The sequence below is a fragment of the Desulfobacter sp. genome (genome assembly GCA_028768525.1).
GTDB lineage: Bacteria > Desulfobacterota > Desulfobacteria > Desulfobacterales > Desulfobacteraceae > Desulfobacter.
The window spans coordinates 1-19,063 of record CP054837.1 but is presented as its reverse complement, the minus strand read 5'-3'; the positions used below and the strand labels follow the sequence as shown (position 1 = coordinate 19,063).

At 53.2% G+C, this 19,063-nt stretch carries 18 protein-coding genes and 1 pseudogene; 5 read left to right on the top strand and 14 right to left on the bottom strand.

Annotated elements, in window-relative coordinates:
- Nucleotides 1-8: 8 nt before the first annotated feature.
- The 9 genes from ligA to HUN04_00055 form a co-directional block, all read right to left on the bottom strand.
- Nucleotides 9-2,063, bottom strand: coding sequence for an NAD-dependent DNA ligase LigA (gene ligA / locus HUN04_00095; GenBank protein WDP88233.1), 2,055 nt, complete (start codon nucleotides 2,061-2,063; stop codon nucleotides 9-11).
- Nucleotides 2,050-2,835, bottom strand: coding sequence for a nucleoside phosphorylase (locus HUN04_00090; protein WDP88232.1), 786 nt, complete (start codon nucleotides 2,833-2,835; stop codon nucleotides 2,050-2,052). The genes ligA and HUN04_00090 overlap by 14 nt, the downstream gene beginning before the upstream one ends.
- Entirely contained in the window at nucleotides 2,804-3,061 is a 258-nt protein-coding gene (locus tag HUN04_00085) for a hypothetical protein (GenBank protein ID WDP88231.1), read from the bottom strand. The genes HUN04_00090 and HUN04_00085 overlap by 32 nt, the downstream gene beginning before the upstream one ends.
- Before the next feature lie 34 nt (nucleotides 3,062-3,095).
- On the bottom strand, nucleotides 3,096-4,142 hold the full coding sequence (locus HUN04_00080; protein WDP88230.1) for a galactokinase: 1,047 nt from the start codon (nucleotides 4,140-4,142) through the stop codon (nucleotides 3,096-3,098).
- A complete protein-coding gene (recO, locus tag HUN04_00075; protein ID WDP88229.1) occupies nucleotides 4,139-4,945 on the bottom strand; it encodes a DNA repair protein RecO in 807 nt (268 codons plus the stop codon). The genes HUN04_00080 and recO overlap by 4 nt, the downstream gene beginning before the upstream one ends.
- Complete coding sequence (gene mgtE, locus HUN04_00070) at nucleotides 4,945-6,309, bottom strand: magnesium transporter (protein ID WDP88228.1); 1,365 nt, start codon at nucleotides 6,307-6,309, stop codon at nucleotides 4,945-4,947. The genes recO and mgtE overlap by 1 nt, the downstream gene beginning before the upstream one ends.
- A 76-nt stretch (nucleotides 6,310-6,385) precedes the next feature.
- Nucleotides 6,386-7,333 carry a SurA N-terminal domain-containing protein gene (locus tag HUN04_00065; GenBank protein ID WDP88227.1) on the bottom strand — a complete coding sequence of 316 codons (948 nt, stop codon included), beginning with the start codon at nucleotides 7,331-7,333 and terminating at the stop codon, nucleotides 6,386-6,388.
- Between the two features lie 28 nt (nucleotides 7,334-7,361).
- Entirely contained in the window at nucleotides 7,362-8,132 is a 771-nt protein-coding gene (locus tag HUN04_00060) for a SurA N-terminal domain-containing protein (GenBank protein WDP88226.1), read from the bottom strand.
- Between the two features lie 114 nt (nucleotides 8,133-8,246).
- Nucleotides 8,247-9,212 carry an ABC transporter ATP-binding protein gene (locus tag HUN04_00055; protein ID WDP88225.1) on the bottom strand — a complete coding sequence of 322 codons (966 nt, stop codon included), beginning with the start codon at nucleotides 9,210-9,212 and terminating at the stop codon, nucleotides 8,247-8,249.
- 155 nt (nucleotides 9,213-9,367) lie between these two features.
- Between HUN04_00055 and HUN04_00050 the strand changes: the two genes are divergently transcribed.
- Nucleotides 9,368-10,615: an FAD-dependent oxidoreductase gene (locus HUN04_00050; GenBank protein ID WDP88224.1), complete on the top strand. Its 1,248-nt coding sequence runs from the start codon at nucleotides 9,368-9,370 to the stop codon at nucleotides 10,613-10,615.
- A 119-nt stretch (nucleotides 10,616-10,734) separates the two neighbouring features.
- On the opposite strand, the gene HUN04_00045 is transcribed toward HUN04_00050, so the two are convergent.
- The 3 genes from HUN04_00045 to HUN04_00035 all read right to left on the bottom strand — a co-directional run bounded on the left by HUN04_00045 (nucleotide 10,735) and on the right by HUN04_00035 (nucleotide 13,965).
- Complete coding sequence (locus HUN04_00045; GenBank protein ID WDP88223.1) at nucleotides 10,735-10,935, bottom strand: cold-shock protein; 201 nt, start codon at nucleotides 10,933-10,935, stop codon at nucleotides 10,735-10,737.
- A 184-nt stretch (nucleotides 10,936-11,119) separates the two neighbouring features.
- Nucleotides 11,120-12,106 (bottom strand): ABC transporter ATP-binding protein, encoded by a 987-nt coding sequence (locus tag HUN04_00040; GenBank protein ID WDP88222.1) that lies wholly within the window; start codon nucleotides 12,104-12,106, stop codon nucleotides 11,120-11,122.
- Entirely contained in the window at nucleotides 12,103-13,965 is a 1,863-nt protein-coding gene (locus HUN04_00035; GenBank protein ID WDP88221.1) for an ABC transporter substrate-binding protein, read from the bottom strand. The genes HUN04_00040 and HUN04_00035 overlap by 4 nt, the downstream gene beginning before the upstream one ends.
- Nucleotides 13,966-14,220: 255 nt before the next feature.
- Here HUN04_00035 and HUN04_00030 point away from each other — a divergent pair, with 255 nt between their 5' ends.
- The 4 genes and pseudogenes from HUN04_00030 (at nucleotide 14,221) to dinB (ending at nucleotide 17,588) form a co-directional block, all read left to right on the top strand.
- Entirely contained in the window at nucleotides 14,221-15,000 is a 780-nt protein-coding gene (locus HUN04_00030) for a MotA/TolQ/ExbB proton channel family protein (GenBank protein WDP88220.1), read from the top strand.
- Nucleotides 14,997-15,728: an OmpA family protein gene (locus tag HUN04_00025; GenBank protein ID WDP88219.1), complete on the top strand. Its 732-nt coding sequence runs from the start codon at nucleotides 14,997-14,999 to the stop codon at nucleotides 15,726-15,728. Before HUN04_00030 ends, HUN04_00025 begins: the two co-directional genes overlap by 4 nt.
- Nucleotides 15,706-16,110: a PilZ domain-containing protein gene (locus HUN04_00020; GenBank protein WDP88218.1), complete on the top strand. Its 405-nt coding sequence runs from the start codon at nucleotides 15,706-15,708 to the stop codon at nucleotides 16,108-16,110. The genes HUN04_00025 and HUN04_00020 overlap by 23 nt, the downstream gene beginning before the upstream one ends.
- A 12-nt stretch (nucleotides 16,111-16,122) precedes the next feature.
- A pseudogene (gene dinB / locus HUN04_00015) lies at nucleotides 16,123-17,588 on the top strand (DNA polymerase IV).
- 10 nt (nucleotides 17,589-17,598) lie between these two features.
- On the opposite strand, the gene HUN04_00010 reads toward dinB, so the two are convergent.
- Together HUN04_00010 and HUN04_00005 are read right to left on the bottom strand one after the other, a co-directional pair.
- Nucleotides 17,599-18,231 (bottom strand): hypothetical protein, encoded by a 633-nt coding sequence (locus HUN04_00010; GenBank protein ID WDP88217.1) that lies wholly within the window; start codon nucleotides 18,229-18,231, stop codon nucleotides 17,599-17,601.
- 1 nt (nucleotide 18,232) lies between these two features.
- Complete coding sequence (locus HUN04_00005) at nucleotides 18,233-18,886, bottom strand: lactate utilization protein (protein WDP88216.1); 654 nt, start codon at nucleotides 18,884-18,886, stop codon at nucleotides 18,233-18,235.
- Nucleotides 18,887-19,063 lie beyond the last annotated feature (177 nt).

Genomic DNA, 19,063 nt, shown 5'->3' with positions numbered 1-19,063 from the left:
AAGGCGTATCAGGCGCCTCCCTCCAGCATGGTTTTGAATTTTTCTTCATCCAGAACCGGCACATTCAACCCTTCTGCCTTTTTCAACTTGGAACCGGCCTTTTCACCGGCGATGAGGTAATCGGTTTTGGCGGAAACTGATCCGGTGACCTTGGCCCCCAGCGCCAGTAATTTTTCTTTGGCGTCGGCACGCTTGAACAGGGTCAGGGTTCCGGTGAGGACTACTGTTTTTCCGGCAAATACGTGGGATTTTCCCTGGTCTGTGTTACGATCTGCCCCCCCGTAAAGGGTGTTGTGAATCACCACGCCGGCCGCTGCCATTTCCCGGAGCACCGCCCTGTTCTCAGGGATTGAAAAGAAGCGGGTAACGGCATGGGCAGTTTTTTCTCCCATGCCGTGGATGGATTCAATGGCCAGATAGTCCGCATCCATCAACGCCTCAATGGTTTCAAACCGCTGGGCCAGCAGCCTGGCAGCATTCTCGCCGGTGTGATCAATCCCCAATGCAAAAACAAACCTGGGCATGTCAACCCTTTTGGCCTTCTCAATGGCTGCCAGAAGATTGGATGCTGACTTTTCACCCATTCGCTCAAGGGAGATCAGCTTCACCAGGTCCAGCCTGAAAAGATCCGCAAAAGAGGCCACAAGCCCCTGTTCGGCCAGCTGGTCCACCAGTTTCTTGCCCAGCCCGTCAATATCCATCCCTTTTTTGGAGACAAAATGGCGGACCCGTTCCTTGAACTGGGCCGGACAGGCGGCATTGACGCATTTCACTGCGGCTTCCTCCTCTGACCGGTGTGCCGCACTACCGCATTCCGGGCAGGTGCCGGGCATGACAAACGGCTTTTCATTTCCTTTACGTTCCTGGGGAAAGACCTTTACCACCTTGGGAATGACGTCCCCGGCCCGGGTTACCAGCGCCCTGTCACCGATACGGATATCCTTGCGCTTGATCTCATCGGCATTGTGAAGGGTTGCCCTGGATACCACAACGCCGCCCACGTTTACGGGTTCCAGCACCGCCACCGGAGTCAGGGTGCCGGTTCGGCCGACCTGGATGACGATATCATTGATCCGGGTGGTCTTTTCGGTCGGGGGAAACTTATAGGCGATGGCCCACCTGGGGCTTTTGACCTTTTCTCCCAGGGCCGCCTGCATGGCCAGTTCGTCAACTTTAATGACCATGCCGTCTATTTCATAGTCCAGTGCAGGCCGCATCTCAACAAGGCGGCGGTAATGTTCAAGCACCTCTTTGATCTTTATATTCGAGCGGATATTGGGGTTTACCGGGAAACCGAATTGCTTCACCCGTTCCAGCATCTCCCCCTGGGACTTGAAGGCCAGCCCCCGGGCAAGGCCAAGTCCATAGACAAAAATGGTCAAGGGACGGCCTGCGGTAATTTTTGAATCCAGCTGCCGCAACGAGCCGGCGGCCGCATTCCTGGGGTTGGCAAAGGGCGCTTCACCGTTGCGGAGGCGGGCTTTGTTCAGGGCCGCAAAATCAGCCTGCCTGATAATAACCTCCCCGCGCACCTCAATGAACTCCGGGATGGGCCCTGCCCCTTTTTGGAGCCTTAAGGGAACGGCATTGATGGTCCGGATATTGTCGGTGATGACCTCCCCTGTGGTGCCGTCGCCCCTGGTGGTGGCCAGAACCAGTACCCCGTCTTCATAGGTCAGTTCCACAGCCACCCCGTCCAGTTTGGGCTCTGCGGTATAATTTAATTCCCTTGCCCCCAAGGATTTGATATTCCGCTGGTGAAAGGCCAGAATATCCTCATCGGAGAACCCGTTATCCAGGCTGAGCATGGGAACGGAATGGGCAGCCGTTTCAAATTCAGCAAGGGGCGGTGCCCCCACCCGTCGGGTGGGGGAGTCGGGGGTGCACAGCTCGGGATACTGCTCTTCCAGCGCCACCAGGCGTTTGAGCATCATATCATAGGCAGCATCATCAATAACGGGGTCATCCAGCACGTGGTAACGGTAGCTGTGCTCGGTCAACTCCTTTTGCAGCTGCTGCGCTTCCTGTCTTAGGTCTTCAATGGTCATTTCAGGATTGATCATTTTGGGCGAACTTCCTGGTTATTTCAACGGCCCTGCGGCAGGCGGTTTTGCGCATGGCCTTAAATCGTTTCTTTCTGAATCCCGGATCCCAGTCCCCGTTTTCTAGGGCAAGGCTGTCGGAAACCACCAGCAGGGCAGCGGTCCTGACCCCTCTGTATGCGGCCGCGGCAAAAAGGGCGGAGCATTCCATTTCAACGGCCAGCGCCCCTTTGTCAGCATACCAGGCCACCTTTTCCGGGGTCTCCCGGTAAATGGCATCGGTGGTCCAGACGGGCCCTGTATGAAGGGCCTCCCCGGGGATATCCCCGGCCGCTGCCAGAAGTCTGACAAGTTCCCGGGACAGAGAGGGGTCCGGCCCGGTGCACGGCAGGTCTGTTTCCAGATTCATGTAGTGGCGGGAGGTCCCCTCGTCCACCAATGCCCTGTCCGGTACCAGCAGATCGCCGGGTGACAGGTCCGGAGTTAAGGCGCCGCACCATCCGAGTATGATGATATCGCCCGCCCCTTTGGCCGCAAGGGATTCAAGGAGCATGACCCCGTAAGGGGCACCGATATAGGGTCCGGCCACGGCAACGCCGTTTTCTTTATCTTTAAAGAGGCTCCCGTTGAAAAAGGGGGTCTCCTCCAGCTTTCCGGCGTTGGCCCGGATGTATCGCAGGTCCGGGGCCGTACTGACCATGAGGGCGGCGGCCCCTAAGTCCGGCGCCTGCCTGGCCCCCAGGGGCGGAACAATGGAAGGGCTATTCAGGTCCGACCATGTCGGATAGCTCATCTTTAACCTCGTCGATAATGTCATAGAGCCACATGATATCCTCAACGGAAAGGCGGCCCGCCTTTGACGGAGCCCGGTCGGTGCCGTCTTTTTTCTTTAAAATCCTGGGGCCGACCTGGACCTTGGGTTCCCCTTCACCGTACTGCATGATGGAAATCAGCAACCCGGTTTCCTCGTTTTTCCATTCCGCTATTTTTTTGTCCTTATCAGGATCATAACCTGCCATGAATCCTCCTTTTGAATTAATATGGTTTGTATTATCAGTTTTTATGGATGACAATGCCCCGCATATCCACGGATGTATCCAGAATCTTCCCGCCCGGAATGGTGCCAAGGATCTGCTGCCACTCACCGGTAAGGGCGGAAATTTCAGCGGCTTCGCCCACGGCCCAGAGGCATCCGCCTCCGCCGGCACCGGTAAACCTAGCACCGCAATTCAGCTCGCCTGCCTTTCCAAACAATTTTTCACCGGTATTGTCAAGAACTTCAGGGGTCAGCCGGCAGCGCAGCAGGGTCTCCTCATTCATCAATTCCCCTGCCCGCTTGAAATTTTTCTTTCCCATTGCCGAGGAAAACGCTCTTGTCAACCCAATGATCTTCTCGAATGTCTCAACGCTGTCCCCCTGCTTAAACCCCCTTACCCATTTGCCGTTGACATCCTTGGATTCGTGGGGAATTCCGCAGTATGCCACCAGAATATGCCGATCCAGCACCGCGATATCCTGCCCCTTCTCATATACGGCCCGCCGGTCAAACCTCGGCCCGGTTTTTCCGAATCCCCATTCCCAGAGGTTCACCCCGCCAAAGGCTGCGGCGGTCTGGTCCTGCACCCCGCAGGGCACCCCTGCCACGGATGACTCCAGATAATGGGCCAGCCAGGCGATATGCTCAGGAGACCTGGATTTGCCAAGCGCCGCATAAAAGGCTGCAATGATGGCGGTGGCCGCCGATGAGGATCCCCCCAGTGCGCTTCTCGGCGGGGAGGTCGAATTGATTTCAATGTGGACCCCATGGGCGTTGAAATACCGGGCAACGGCAAACATCAGCCCCATGGGATTATCCACCCGTCTATCTTCTTGGCGCTGTTCAATGGTCTCAAAGCCCCGGGAGGAAATTTTAATCCGTCCGGATGTCCAGGGCAGCAGCCGAACATGGGTTCTCATATCCAGGGCTAAATTGAAGGTAGCCGGGTGTAAATGGGCCAGGGAAAGATAAAAGGTGGAGATATCCAGGGTGCCGCCGAAATCTACCCGGCAGGGTACCGAGGTGTGAACCGGTTGATTTTCAAGAATGGAATTAAAATTCATCTTTCCCGCCTCATCCGCTGTAAAAATCCAAGACTTCTAAAGGTCCGCCCCAGGTGGAAGGGAATAAATGATTCCAACAGACTCTCTCCCTCCTTGATCGCTTCCGGTGAAAATTTCATCCGGTCGGCCCGGGCCGTATCATTTGTATTGATCCATGCCAATTGCTTCAAAGTGCCTTTGGAGACAAGCATCCCGCTATCCGGTGCCGCCCGGTGGCCGTTTCCTGTTTTCCGCCGGCAATCCGGACAGATAATCCGCCCTTCCCTGAAATCAAACCAGATCTTCCGGTCCCGGAGACTGTCCAGCCCGGTACGGCAGAGGTCACAGCACTCCAGGTTGGGGGAGAACCCCGACAGGCTCATGAATCTTATCTGAAACAGGAGCCCGGCCACCTCGGTCTGTATTTCGGACCGGTCCAGCATGCCAAGGGAGGTGTATAATAGTTCAAACAGGTCCGGCTGGGCTTTCCCCTCCTCCAGCCACAGGGTGAGTATTTCCATCCAATAGCAGGCATATCCGGTTTTAAGCACATCGTAACGGATATTGGGAAACCCGTTGTCCAGAACCGTCTGGGTGAGAATAATCAGCCCGTCCCGGTTCTTTTTAGGGAAGGCGCACTGGATATGGTTGGCCGAAAACAGGTCCAAGGCCCCTGAAAACCGGCGCACACTCTTTTTGGCATTCTTTGCGATAGCTGCAATTTTGCCATGGTCCCGGGTTAAGAAGGTGATGATCAGGTCATGGTCCCCGTATTCAATTTTACGCAGGAGTATGGCGTCCGTATTAAAATCCGCCCTGTCCATCAGATGCCGAGCAGATACCGTGCAATCATAAAATAGCAATAGACACTGACAATATCGATGGAGGTGGTCACAAAAGGACCGGTGGCAACGGCCGGGTCAATGCTCATCCGGTGGAACACCAGCGGCACCATGGAACCCACCAGGGCGGCCACGGACATGGATACCAGTATGGCCAGTCCTACCGAACCGGCCAGGGCCCAGGAAAACGGGTCGGACAGATAATTAAGCTTGGCCACCATGCCAATGAGCATGCCGTAGATCACCCCCAGGATAAAGCCGACACTCAACTCCTTGGTGACCACCCTGGAAAAATCCCTGACATCTATACGGCCGGTGGCAATACCGCGGACCACAATGGTTGAACTCTGGGTGCCGATATTACCGCCCATGCCCATGATGACAGGGATAAAGGCGGCAAGGCCGGCATACTGGACCAAGGTTTCTTCAAATCCGCCAATGATGAAAAAGGCCGCCACACCGCCCAGGCAGCTGGCAAAAAGCCAGGGCAGACGGATCCGGGTGCCTTTGATAATCGTCTGGGTCTCCACGTACTCCTCACCCACACCGGCCATTTTCAGCATATCCTCGGTGGCGGCCTCGTGGAGGATGTCAATGACGTCATCCACCGTGACAATGCCCAGCATCTCGTTGTCGTCGTCCACCACCGGAATGGCCAGGTAATCGTACCGGGAAACCAGCCGGGCCACTTCTTCACGGTCGGTATACGGTTTTACCGATACAATATCCGTTGCCATGAATTCCTTGAGAGGCCGGTTCGGGGACTCCACCACCAGCTGGCGCAGGGAACTGACGCCCACAAGATTTCCGTAGTCGTTGATCACGTAAACGTAAAAGGGCATCTCGACATCCAGATACTTGTTCTGCAATGCCTCAATAACCTCCTTGGAGGTGGTGTCCTCCTTCAGGGCCACAAAATCCTTCACCATGAGGCTGCCGGCGGTATCCTCGTCAAAGCTCATGATCTGCTCGACGTTATCCGACTCTTCGGTCTTCATCTGGGAAAGAATTTTGTCGGACCGCTCCTCATCCAGAAGACCCAGCAGTTCGGCGGCATCATCCGAAGGCATGTGGTTGAAGATGGTGACCAGTTTGTCGAAGTTCACATGTTTGACAAACTCCACAAACACGGCCTCGTCCAGCTTTGAAAAGAGGATACCGATCTCCTCTGGATCATCAATAAGGTTGAACAATTTCTGCTGGTTAATCAGGGTTAAATCCTGAAAAACCAATGAAAGGTCGGCCATATGGGTTTTATTGATGATATTGAGCAGCTGCTTGTTGGCCCCCCGGCGGAGCAGGCGCTTAATGCTGACTTTTAGTATCTGAATCTGTTCGTTCTGCATAGTTTTCCTCTGGTAACAGGCCCTGGGTGTCAGAGCCGTCGGTGATTACCTGAAGGTCTGGTAAGGTGTATTCGGATTAGAGCATCAGTTTGATGTGAGCATTTTCTTTAAGTGATGCCATCCATTTTTTGAACAGCTTTTCCCCCTGGGCCCGGTAGAGGATGTTCTGAATCTTCTCCTTGGCCTGTTCAAGCGTATTGTCGCCTTCCGATTCAATATCTTCAACAAAGATAATCTGGAAGGTGGAGCCGGTATTCAGCACAGGGGTATGTTCCCCCTTTTTCAAGGGCTGGACAGCCTCGCGGATTTCTTCGCTGAAACTTGAGATATCAAACAGTCCAAGCTCTCCGCCTTCAGGGGCATTGGATCCAATGGAATAGACCTTTGCCAGATCCCCAAAGGCAACCCCGGACTTGAGCTTTTCCATAACGGTGTCCATCTCCGTTTTTTTGCGGGTGAGTATATTGCGCAGGCGGTATTTTGTATTGCCCTGGAACTCATCCTTGTGGGCGTCGTAATATTGCGCCACCTCTTCATCGGTGATGATTATTTTAGACCGAACCGCCCGGTTCACCAACATGGTCTGCCGGATCTGGGATTTCATTTTATCTCGATATTCTTCCATGGTCAGGCCTTCTGCGGCAAGTCCCCGTTCCAGGCGTTCTTCATCAAGATTGTTGGCCTTTTTAAAATTTTCAACGGCAATATCTATGTCTTCGTCGGAGACCTTGATACCGAATTTTTCAGCCTCCTGGACGGTAAGGGAATTTTCCACCAGCTTCTGGAGCATGTCTTTTTCAAGCTGGGAAATCAGTTCTTTTTTCCGTTCTTCGGAATTCTGTGACGCTTCAATATTCTGCCGGTAAGACCGAGTGGCCGTATTCAGTTCAGAAAGTGTAATGATCTCATTGTTTACAATTGCAACGATCCTGTCGACCACCTCTGCTGCTGCAGGCTGAATACTGGCCATGACAATCATGGCCGCAGCTGCTGCAGCCGTCATCATCCGTCTTGTATTTACCATCCGTATATCCTCTTTTTCTGTTTGTTTCCTAATTTATTAGAAAAGCGGCAAGCGCTTTTTTATTGATTTGCGGCGGATTGGCCGTCTTCAGGTCCTGGATCCACTGGTCAAATGCGGCCTGGCTTTTTTCCATACGCAATTGTTTGACCAGTCCTTCCTCGTCAACGGTTTCGGTATTCTCCCCCTTTGTGCTTTCCGCCATCTGACTGTAAAAAGACAGCATATCTTCCGGGGTAATTTCCTGTACAGCCACCAATTCCTGGTCAATCAATTTTTTAATGACCATATCCTTTTTAAGCCGTTTTTTCCATACCGTATATTCAATGGCATTGTCCATGAGCATGCGGTCAAAGCTATCCTCGGGATAGTCCTGCCGGATATCATTTTCAGCCTTTTCCAATTCCACTTCTGAAACCTGGATCCCTTTGGACCCCGCCGTGGCCAAAAGAACGGTTTCATCGGAGAGGGTGGACACAAGATCCATCACCATGAGGTTGTACTCATTGTCCCTTGTCTTAATTTCATAGGGGTAGGCAGCCAGCTTCAGTTCCACTTCCCTGGCAAAATCCTGGGGGGTTACCATTTCGGTACCGGCCCTGATGATATATTCCGGATCGGAAACCGGTGCCTCGCCACATCCCATAAAGGTTATGAACAGGGCGACGGCAACCAAGGCCGTGAATGTGTTCACCGCTTTGCGCACACAGGGATTCATGGCCCTGCGCGGCCCTTTCAGTCCGCATTTGCCAACTCGGCGGCAGCTTGGGCGGATGTGCCTGGATATTCGGCCTTCTTTCAAAATCACTCCTCCTCTCAACGAAGCAGGAACTTTATCACTCCGCACCGTTTTCCGCAAGCCCATTACACCCGGAAGGAGGCTCGGCCCCGGTGAAACAGATGGGCAAAACAATTGTCAATTAAAGAAATGGCAGGCCGTTTTATGGAAACCGTTTTTTTTGTCAGGTATCAAATCCGGTTCTTTTTCCCGGCACAGGGGGCGCACATGGGGACACCGGGTATGAAACCGGCATCCGGGCGGGGGATGCTCAGCCGATGGTATCTCTCCCTCCAGAAGAATTGTCTCCCGCCTGGCACCGGGGTCGGGGACAGGCACCGCATCCAACAATGCCCTGGTATACGGGTGGCAGGGATGTTCATACAGGGTGGCGGCATCAGCAATTTCCATGATTTTGCCCAGATACATGACAATGATCCGGTCCGACATGTGCCGGACCACTGAAAGATCGTGGGAAATAAACAAATAGGTCAGCCCCAGGTCCTTTTGAAGATCCAAGAGGAGGTTGAGTATTTTGGACTGCACGGATACGTCCAATGCAGATACGGGTTCGTCGCAGATAATAATTTCCGGGGTCATGCTCACCGCCCTGGCGATACCGATGCGCTGGCGCTGCCCCCCGGAAAATTCATGGGGATATTTTTCCAGGGAATCGGCCCCCAAGCCCACCTGGTGAAGCAGGGTATGAAGGTCCTTGTCCGCCTCCTTAGGCGGCCGGCCGTGGATGGCGTATTTCTCTGCCAGGATCTGTCGTACCGTATGCCGGGGATTCAGGGATTCATAGGGATCCTGGAAAATCATCTGAACCCGGGCGGAAAAGGAACGGCGCCTGGCCGAAGTCATTGGGGAAATGGATTCGCCGTCAAGGGTAATACTGCCGGAGGTGAGGGGGGAAAGGCCCATCAGGCATCGGGCCAGGGTTGATTTTCCGCACCCGGATTCCCCGACCAGCCCCAGGGTCTCTCCTTTGGACAGGCTGAAGGAAACATCGTCAACGGCATGGATACTGCCGGTTGCCCTGAGAAAAACCCCCGAGGTCACCGGAAAATATTTTTTTAACCGATTGATTTCCAGAATTTGCATAATCACCCCTTATACACCAAAAGAAAATTCCTGAATACTGCAATGGTTCATTTTTATGTTGAATTGGCAAAAAATCTGTCCTAATCTGTCCTGGTTTCACTGGTGCAACCGGTTTGAGCTGGCAGTTAACCCAAGAAAATTCCAGGAGCCCTTCCATGGCGAGGACATCCAGTATCATTATCATCGGCGGCGGTGTCATCGGTCTCTCTTGCGCCCACTTTCTTATGGCCAAGGGCGCAGATGTCACCCTCATTGAAAAGCAGGCGGTGGGCAGCGGTGCCTCCCACGGCAACTGCGGCCTTCTCTATTATACCGATGTACTTCCCCTGTGCGCCCCCGGCGCTGTGAGCCACGAAATTTACAGGACCCTTACCGGTACCTCGCCGCTGTATATCAAACCCGAAGCCGACATGGACCGTCTTCTCTGGCTGGCCCGGTTTGCCCTCAACTGCAGGGCCGGGCAGGCTGAAAAAGCTGCAAGGGAAAAATATGAGATCCTTGAATACTCCGCAGTCCTGTTTGCCGACCTCCTCGACACCGGTATCCTCCAATGCGATTTCGGGAAAAAAGGTGTGCTCCTGGTGTTTAGTGAAAAGAAATATTTTGAGAATTACAAGACGACCAATGACCTGCTGCGGCGGTTCGGCCCCGGATACCGCCGCTTGGGCCGGGATGAGGCCCTGGCCCTGGAACCGGCCCTTTCCCCGAACATTACCGGTGCCTGGCACAATGAAACCGACCAGCACCTGAGGCCGGAATTTTTAATGGCGGCCTGGAAAAATCACCTGGTTCGCCGGGGGCTAACCATTGAAGAGAAATGCGAAGTCACCGGCATCTGCCGAAAAGGCCAGACCATTAAAGAGATAGAGACCCCGAGGGGCCGGTTTTCTGCAGATGCTTATGTCCTGGCTGCAGGGGCCTGGTCTGCACCCCTTGCCCGGACGCTTGAGTTAAAACTGCCGGTGCAGCCGGGAAAAGGCTACAGCATCACCATGGGACGTCCCGGCCAATGCCCTGAGATCCCCTGCATGCTCTACGAAAAAAATATGGTGGTCACGCCCTGGAAAAGCGGATACCGCCTCGGGGGTACAATGGAATTTTCAGGATTTTCCCAGACCCTGAACCGGAAACGCCTCAATAAGTTGCTGGACGGCGCCGGCCATTACCTGAAAACCCCTCTGGGCCGTCCCCTGGTCGAGGAATGGACGGGGCTCAGACCCATGTCCTGTGACGACATGCCGCTGATCGGAAGGGCGCCTGGACACGACAACCTCATTGTGGCAACGGGCCACGGCATGCTGGGACTGACCCTGGCCACGGGTACCGGTAAATTGGTAACGGATTTAATTTACGGAGTTTCCCCCCGGATTGATCCGGCCCCCTATTCCCTTGACAGGTTTTAAAGGAAAAATAGTCAAAGGGTAAGCAGATACTGCGGTCGCGAACTCGGATCTTCAGGAGACCCGGAAACAAAAAAAAAGGGTTTTACGCCCACGTCGTTAAAACCCTTTTGAAAAAAGTACTACTGAACGGTAACGTTAACCGCAGCCGGACCTTTCTGTCCGTCTTCCACGTCAAATGTCACCTTGTCGCCCTCGTTCAAGGATCTGAAGCCGGTCGAATTAATGCCTGAATGATGGACAAATACATCGGGTCCTTCTTCCTGCTCAATAAATCCGTAACCCTTTGCATCATTGAACCATTTTACGATCCCATTTGCCATTGTGACTCTCTCCTTAATTGTGGTGAATAATTTTCTAGTTTCAAACCTCAGGTCCTGCCACTTACCAAATGGGTCATGCCTGTAGAACGAAACCGAAAAAGCCCTGCACTAATGAGCTTAAGAAGTATCTAATTAGCTTTTACTCAAAAATCAAGGATTATTTTTAAAAGATGTTTTTTTTGTTTCAGGTAAGCAAATGACAGGCTGCTGAACGGTTTTTGCCAATTGAACGTAATTCAGGGGCCTGGTGGCGGCATTGTTTTTCAGCCATGGGGCACCGGTCCGCAAACCGGCATCCCTCCGGCATCTGCAACAGTGAAGGCACCGTACCGCGAATGGTGGGCAACCGGGTTTTCGCCGTATGCGCCCTTGAGGGAATGGATGCCAGAAGCCCCTGGGTATAAGGGTGGCGCGGGTCTTTAAACAAAAGATTGACACCGGCACGTTCTGCGACCCTTCCAGCATACATCACCACCACCTCATCGCAATTTTCCGCGATAACGCCAAGATCGTGGGTAATAAGTATTACCGACATGGCCAGCCGGTCTTTAAGTTCAAGGATCAATGACATGATCTGGGCCTGCACCGTCACATCAAGGGCGGTTGTGGGTTCGTCGGCGATGAGGATATCGGGCTCGCAGGCCAACGCCATTGCGATCATCACCCGCTGGCGCATGCCGCCTGACAGCTGATGGGGATATTTGGCCATGACTTTTTCAGGATCTGGAATCCCCACCTTTTCCAGCATTCCAACCGCAGCCCTGCGCCTTGCTTCTGCCGTCATTTCAGGAAAGTGGAGGCTATATACCTCCATAATCTGCCGCCCGGCAGAATGGACCGGATTCAGCGCCGTCATGGGTTCCTGGAAAATCATGGCGATTTTCCGGCCTCTGATGCCGTGCATGCCTTCAATGGGTGCGGATGCCAGGTCCCGACCGCTAAACAAGATACGCCCCCCAAGAATCCGGGCCGCGGGCCTGGGCAGCAGTCGCATGATGCTAAGCGCAGTGACGCTTTTTCCGCACCCGGATTCCCCTGCAATGCCCAGAACCTGCCCGGATTTCAGGGAAAACCCCACATTGTCCACGGCACGAACCGGGCCGTTATCCGTGTCAAAGGCCACCACAAGATTTTCCACCTCAAGTATGTTTTCCTGCGCATCGGCAATCATTTTTCCGGCACCTTTCTCTTGTATCTTGTATCCGTAATCAACACCGGTGAAAAGGTTTGACCCGACTTCATGGCCCCAAGGGTCTCCTGCCGGACGGTCTCATCAATCCAAAACAGCCCGCCGGTGGTCGATGAAAACGGGTCGAACAGGCTGTCGGACATCCGTGTGCCGTGGTGTTCTGGAAGTTTCATCCACCGCCAATAGGCAATCCTCACGTAGGGGATCATAAAGGTGGGCACGTATGCGGCCTTCTCTTGGATTTTGTTCTGGATTTTAATGGAGAGGCGAATGCGCTCCTGCTCATCAAGGCTGTCGCGGTATTGGTCAATGAGCCGGTCCAATTCAGGATCATCCGTATTGGTGATATTATTGGTCTGGGGTTTATGGGCATTGTCAGAGTGCCATCCCTGCCAGTAAGACGGGCGCAGACTGGTGCTCCACCCCATCCATGCCACATCGTGCTGTTTTTCAAGAAACTTTTTGAACATGGCCGACGGATCCAGCTTTTCAAGCCGCAGTTCAATCCCGGCTTTTAGCGCCTCCTCTTTAAGAACCACCAGCCGTGCCATGTGCTCATCATAGGAATAGGTAACAATCACCGAAAACCTGCGGCCGTCCTTCTGCCACACTCCGTCACGTCCCCGGGTCCAGCCGGCGGCAGTCATCAGTTCCTCAACCTTCTGAATGTCATAATCCGGCGGTGTAATGGTATAATCCGTATATTTCCCGTACCCGTAAAACGCCTGGGGCAACCTGAAATAGTCTCCCCGAAGAACATTCTGGATGACTTTATCCACATTCATTGCATGTGCAAATGCAAGCCGCAGCCTCCTGTCCTTGAATATGGGCCGGTCCAGGTTCAACCACATGCCCCGGGAAGGATGCTCCCGGTCGTTGAAAAACCATATCCTGTTTACATATCCCTTTTCAATCACCGGGGTTTTGGACTTCACATGCCAGAATTTGGGAAGGGTCATCCCAAAGGCATCCAGCCGCCCCTTTTTAAAATATTCCCATTGAAGGTTAAAATCCCGGATCACCGTATACTGTACCGCGTCCACATTGAACCGGTTCTTGAAATACCGTTTCTCACTGGCCCACCAGTGGGCCTTTCGTTTGAACCGGATGTACCGGCCTTTTTTGAATTCACTGATCTGATAGGCGCCGGTGTTGGGGACAACCGCCCAATTGTACTTTGAGGTAAACCCATTGTCCAGCCTGCCGAAATAATGCTCGGGGATGGGGCTGATGCCAAGCTTCAAATAAAGATCAGGCACGGCCTTGGTACTTATAACGGCAATGGTGTGGTCATCAAATGCAACCACCTTTTCGATTTCCCGGGTATAATAGTCGTTGTACCAGGGGGCAATAATATGCTCGGACCGCATGAACGCCAGGGTATAGACGTAGTCCCTGGCCGTCACCGGCACCCCGTCGGACCATCTTGCGTCGGGGTCCAGCTTGAAATACATGGTCTTTTTATCATCACCAAAGGCCCAGTGGGTCGCCAGTTCCGGTATGATATTCTCGGTGTTCGGATGGATATTGATCAGGGAAAGCTGGTTATCAAGGATGGCGCTCCTGAATCCGCCGTTGGAATCCGGCCCCACCACCCTGAAGGTCATGGGAAAACTGAGCAGGGCCGCCCTCACCATTCCTCCTTTTTTGGCATGGGGAGAGGCAAATACAGGGTCTGAATTGTTGGTCTGCCAGTTTATTCCCTCCGGCAATTGTTCATATTCCAATTTTGCCAGTTGCACCGGCTTCTCAGTCACGGCGTCCCCCTGCTCCGGCGCCCTGCCGCATCCGGCAAAAACCGCTACCGCCAAAACCAAAAGAATAAAAAGCCTTTTCCGCATCCCCTGTCTTTTCCCATCGAAAATCAACGTTAGTAGAAACAGGTCGAAAGATAACAGATTCCGTCCAGCTTAATCAACGGTTCTTTTACACCCTAGGCCTGTTGTGCCAGGTGCGGTCCCATTTATTTTTCGAAGCCAATCCCCGGCCGCAGCAAGGACGCCCCAGCCATCGCCAAATTCCTTGACCAGTGACATGGAAATATTATAGCATGAAGGATCATTGAAACCCTTGTCCCAACACAGGTTAAATATATTATGGATATTGCGTCTTTCATCGGTATTATTTCCGGTCTCACTTTGATCATTTCCGCCATTTTTCTGGGGGGGGACATTCACAATTTTGTCAATATTCCCGGATTGATGATTGTTTTCGGGGGCACCATTGCCACCACCCTGATCACCTTCCAGTTCCGGGACGTGTTTGCGGCTTTCAAGGCGGCCTATTTTGTCTTTTCAAAGGAAAAAGAAGACCCCAACCAGGCCGTGGCCACCATGATCAAACTCAGCCGGATCAGCCGCCGCCAGGGGCTGCTTCACCTGGCCAACGTCAAAACCCGGTCCTCCTTTTTGAAAAAGGCCTGCGGTCTGCTGGCCGACGGCTCTTCCGAAGAGGTGATCCGGGCGGCCCTGACCACGGAAATCCGGTCGCTTCAGATGCGCCACTTCATTGTCCAGGAGGTGTTCCGCAAAATGGGCATCTATGCCCCTGCCTTCGGCATGCTGGGCACCCTGATCGGGCTTGTCCAGATGCTGTCCAGGCTCCAGGACCCGTCCCACATCGGCCCTGCCATGGCCACAGCCCTGCTGACCACATTTTACGGTTCCTTTTTATCCACCCTTTTTTTTCTGCCCGTGGCAGGCAAGCTTAAATCCAGAACCATTGCGGAAATCATGAGTCTTGAAATCATGCGGGAGGGCGCCATCTCCATCATCAACAACAACAATCCGGTGATCATCTATGAGAAATTGTCCAGTTTTATTTCCAGCCGGCTGCGCAAGCCCCTCGACAAGATGGACATAAAGGGCCAGGCATGAAATACCCCCATAATGACAACGAGCTGATCAGCTTTGATGACGAACCCGGCTGGCTGGTCACCTATGCCGACCTCATGACCCTGCTCATGGTATTTTTTGTGCTGCTGTACTCCCTTGCCTCATTTGAAAAGGAAAGATATAAAACCACCATTGCTTCGGTGAAATCCGTGGTCCGGCAGCGGCCGGAAATGCAGGGGATAATGACCTTTCTCGGGCAGCCTGACGGATTTGACAAAAAAATCCGCATCGAGGACATCACCGGGCTGAGAAGCAGGGATGCGGCATTGTACCAGTCCATGGACAGACTGGTGAGGAATGCGGCAGTAAAAAACAGGTTGGGTCTCAAGGCAGCAGACGGCAAAATTATTGTCACCATTTCCGGAGAAGCCTTGTTTAATTCGGGATCGGCCACCCTCCAATCGGCCGCCCTTCCTGAAATTGATGACATGATAGACCTGCTGGGAGAGTATACCGAGTATGATATCAATATTAAAGGGCATACGGACAACGTCCCCATTGCCACCAGGCAATTTCCCTCCAACTGGGAATTATCCGCCATACGGGCCACCACGGTCCTAAAATATCTCATTTCAAAAGGTATAGACCCCAGGCGCCTGACCGCCACAGGCTATGGAGACCTCATTCCCATTGCCGACAACGCCACCGAGGAAAACCGGGCCAAAAACAGGAGAGTCGAGTTTGTTCTTGAAAAAAAAGAAAACCGCTAAAGAGCCGCCGATTCTGACAGACGACCTCGGCATCCATGACAAACGGGATGCCTACCGATATATATTTCCAGAATCCCAGCGTCTGGCCATGTCATTCAAGGGAAAAACGGTGGCACTCCTGGACATCAGTGCCGGGGGGCTCGCCTTTGAAAACCAGGGGTTCAGTCAATATGACGCCGACCGGATTACCCTCTCCCTTGACATGCCCAACTTCACCGGAGATCCCAGGTTCACGGCCTGGACCCGGATCCTTCACATCACCGCCAACAATGTCTGCCACTGCATTTTTGAAGACTGCCGGGTGGATGAGTATGAAGTGGTTCACAAATTTGTCCTTGAAATGCAGAAACGCGACCTGAATGCTTCCCGGAACAACTCATAGGCACCAGGGGCAATGATTCTCCATGTGGATATGGATGCCTTTTTCGCATCGGTGGAACAGCGGGACAATCCGGAACTGAAGGGAAAACCGGTAGTGGTGTCCGGCCGGTCAAAAAGAAGCGTGGTGTCAACGGCCAGCTATGAGGCCCGCAGGTTCGGCATCCATTCGGCCATGCCTGTATTTCAGGCCCTTCAGCGGTGCCCCCATCTTGTCATACTGCCGGGAAGCCGGGAAAAATATGGTCGTGATTCAAAAAAAATCATGGATATTCTGAGGCGCTTCTCCCCCCTGGTGGAACCGGTATCCATAGATGAGGCCTTTATGGATGTCCGGGGGTGTGAAAAACTCTTCGGCCCCCCGGATGCCATTGCCATGACCATCAAAGAAACGGTTTTCCGGGAGCTGGCCCTGACCTGTTCCATAGGGGTCGCGCCGGTGAGGTTCCTTGCTAAAATTGCATCTGACATGAACAAGCCCGACGGCCTGACCCTGATCCGGCGGGAGGATATGGGGCGGGTCATAAGGGATCTTCCCATCAGCAAGGTCCCGGGAGTGGGAAAGCGGGCCATGGCGGAGATGAAGAATTTAAGGATTCGCACCCTGGGCGACATCAAGGGCCTTGATCCTGATATTCTGGACAGGAAACTCGGAAAGATGGGCCGGCGGTTATCCGCCCTCTCCCAGGGGATCGACCCAACCCCTGTGGGGGGGAAATCGGTGCGCAAATCCATCTCCAGCGAAACCACCCTGCCCCGGGATATAAACGGCGTGAAGGAGATCAGGAATATTCTGCTGGCCCATTCCCAGCGGGTGGGCCGGGACCTGAGGAAAAAAGGATGGATCTGCCGGCATGTCTCCATTAAAATAAAATTTTCAGACTTCAGCCAGATCACCCGGGGAAAAAAAACCGGATCATGGATCAGTTCCTCCAATGCCATTTTTGACGAGGCCGTGGCATTGATGGATAAGGTCAGCATCACCAAAAAAATCCGGCTGCTGGGGGTCGGTGTCTCCGATTTCATGGACAAATCCGGGCCGGTCCAGCTTTCCCTGATCCCGGACAAGAGGGAGGAGCGAAACAGGCAATGGGCATCCGTTGACCATGCCGTGGACTCGGTACTGGCCAAATTCGGATCTGACCTGGTGACCAAAGCCAGCTTAACCCGGGGGGAGTCTAAGGGTAAAAAAAGGGGGAATCAATGAGTGAAGCCGTTGTTGTCACGATAACAGGAAGGGTGCAGGGCGTCTTTTTCAGGGCGGAAACCCAAAAGGCAGCCCAGAGCATCGGGCTTACAGGCTACGTCAAGAATATGCCCGACGGATCAGTACAGGCCTTGTTCCAGGGTTCAAAAGAGAATATCCACCGGATGCTTCAATGGTGTAAAAAAGGGTCACCCCATTCACGGGTGGATGGGGTGACCCTAAAACAAATACAGCCGGAAGAAGACCTGACCGGATTTGAAATCCGGTGGCATTAAAGGCAATAGGTTAAGCCTTTACCTTTTTTTTCTTGAGACAGGCTTTCAATGCCGCCGAGTGGACGTCCGCAGCCAGATGGACCGGGCTTTTGCCGTACATGGGATCCCATCCGGCAGGGTTGGCGGTGCAAAAAAACTGAATTTCAAGGCCGAACCGGTGCAATGCCCGTTCAACGGGCATATCTTTGCACTTTGCGGCTGCCAGCCAGGTGGCTCCGCAGGGCGCGCCTCTAAATACCTCAATTTCACGAATGGTGTCCCCGTCCAGGTGGACTTCTATTTTGGGCGCCCCGAAAAACCGGCTGTAATCGCCCAGCACATCATGTCTGGCCAGGGTACAGCAGATGGGGGGGCAGATGGCTTCGCCGGCGGTGATTTTCTTGCCCGAGGCCACCACCGGAATGTTCAGACGGCTGCACAGGAGGCTCAAATCATCCGAAAGGTCCTGGTGCCTGAGGTAATCCAGTACCAGGTCCGCCTCCAGGGTCTGGGGCAGGACATCACTGGTGTCATCCATCAGCGGCGGCAGTACCTGGTCTATGTTGACGATCTCAAGCTCGAATTTTCCCTGGCCGAACCTGTTTATGCCCGCAATTTTTGATTCCCCTGATCCGTTTTGTTGGAATACGACTATTTTCTGCATCTTAAAATCCCATATCTTCGTTCACAAGTATAATTTTTATCCGGCCTTTGGAAAAACATTTTTCCGTGATGGTCCAGTAGTTACAGATTCTGTCCGGGCTGCTGCAATCATGGCAGACACCGGTTTTACGGCAGGGGGTTTTCTTGTCCAGATTCATGGTATTCACCGGGGCAGCGTAATTTTTAATGCGGAACATGGCATCTTCCAGGTCGCCGCAGATTTTGTTCCGCCCGACGATGAGCAGCACATTTTTCGGTCCCCACATCATGGCGGCCACCCGGTTGCCGATCATGTCAAGGTTCACCAGATGTCCGGCCTCTGTCACGGCATTGGTCCCGGTGATGAACAGGTCCACCATCAGCGACTGCCGCCGCAGTTCCAGCATTTCCTCAGTTGGCAGGCTTTTATCAAAGGTATTCAGCACATCCAGGTCAGGATCGTCTTTAAGGGCGTGAAAGAGTCCGGTGGAGACAAAGGACATGGAACCGCCCCAGGATACGCTTTTAACGCCAAGACCGGGGATGATTTTTTCAAGGGCAAGGTCTTTGGCCGCTGTTGCGGATTCGGTAATATGAACTTCGAAATTATTATTTTCAAGACTCTCTTTAACCGCCTCAAGTTTCAGCATCCAGTAATTATCAATGGGGTTTTTCATAGCCTCTCCTTATTCTTTTGGGGTTACCTCATCCGACTATACCAGCTAGAATTTTGAGCGCAACATTTAATATTCCCATATGACGATTTCCGCCGAAAAACCTAAGTTTATTCCCATCAAACTATGTTAAAGAATAACTTGATCGGTGCTTTCGCCCCTTGCGCAGGGCATTGGGCT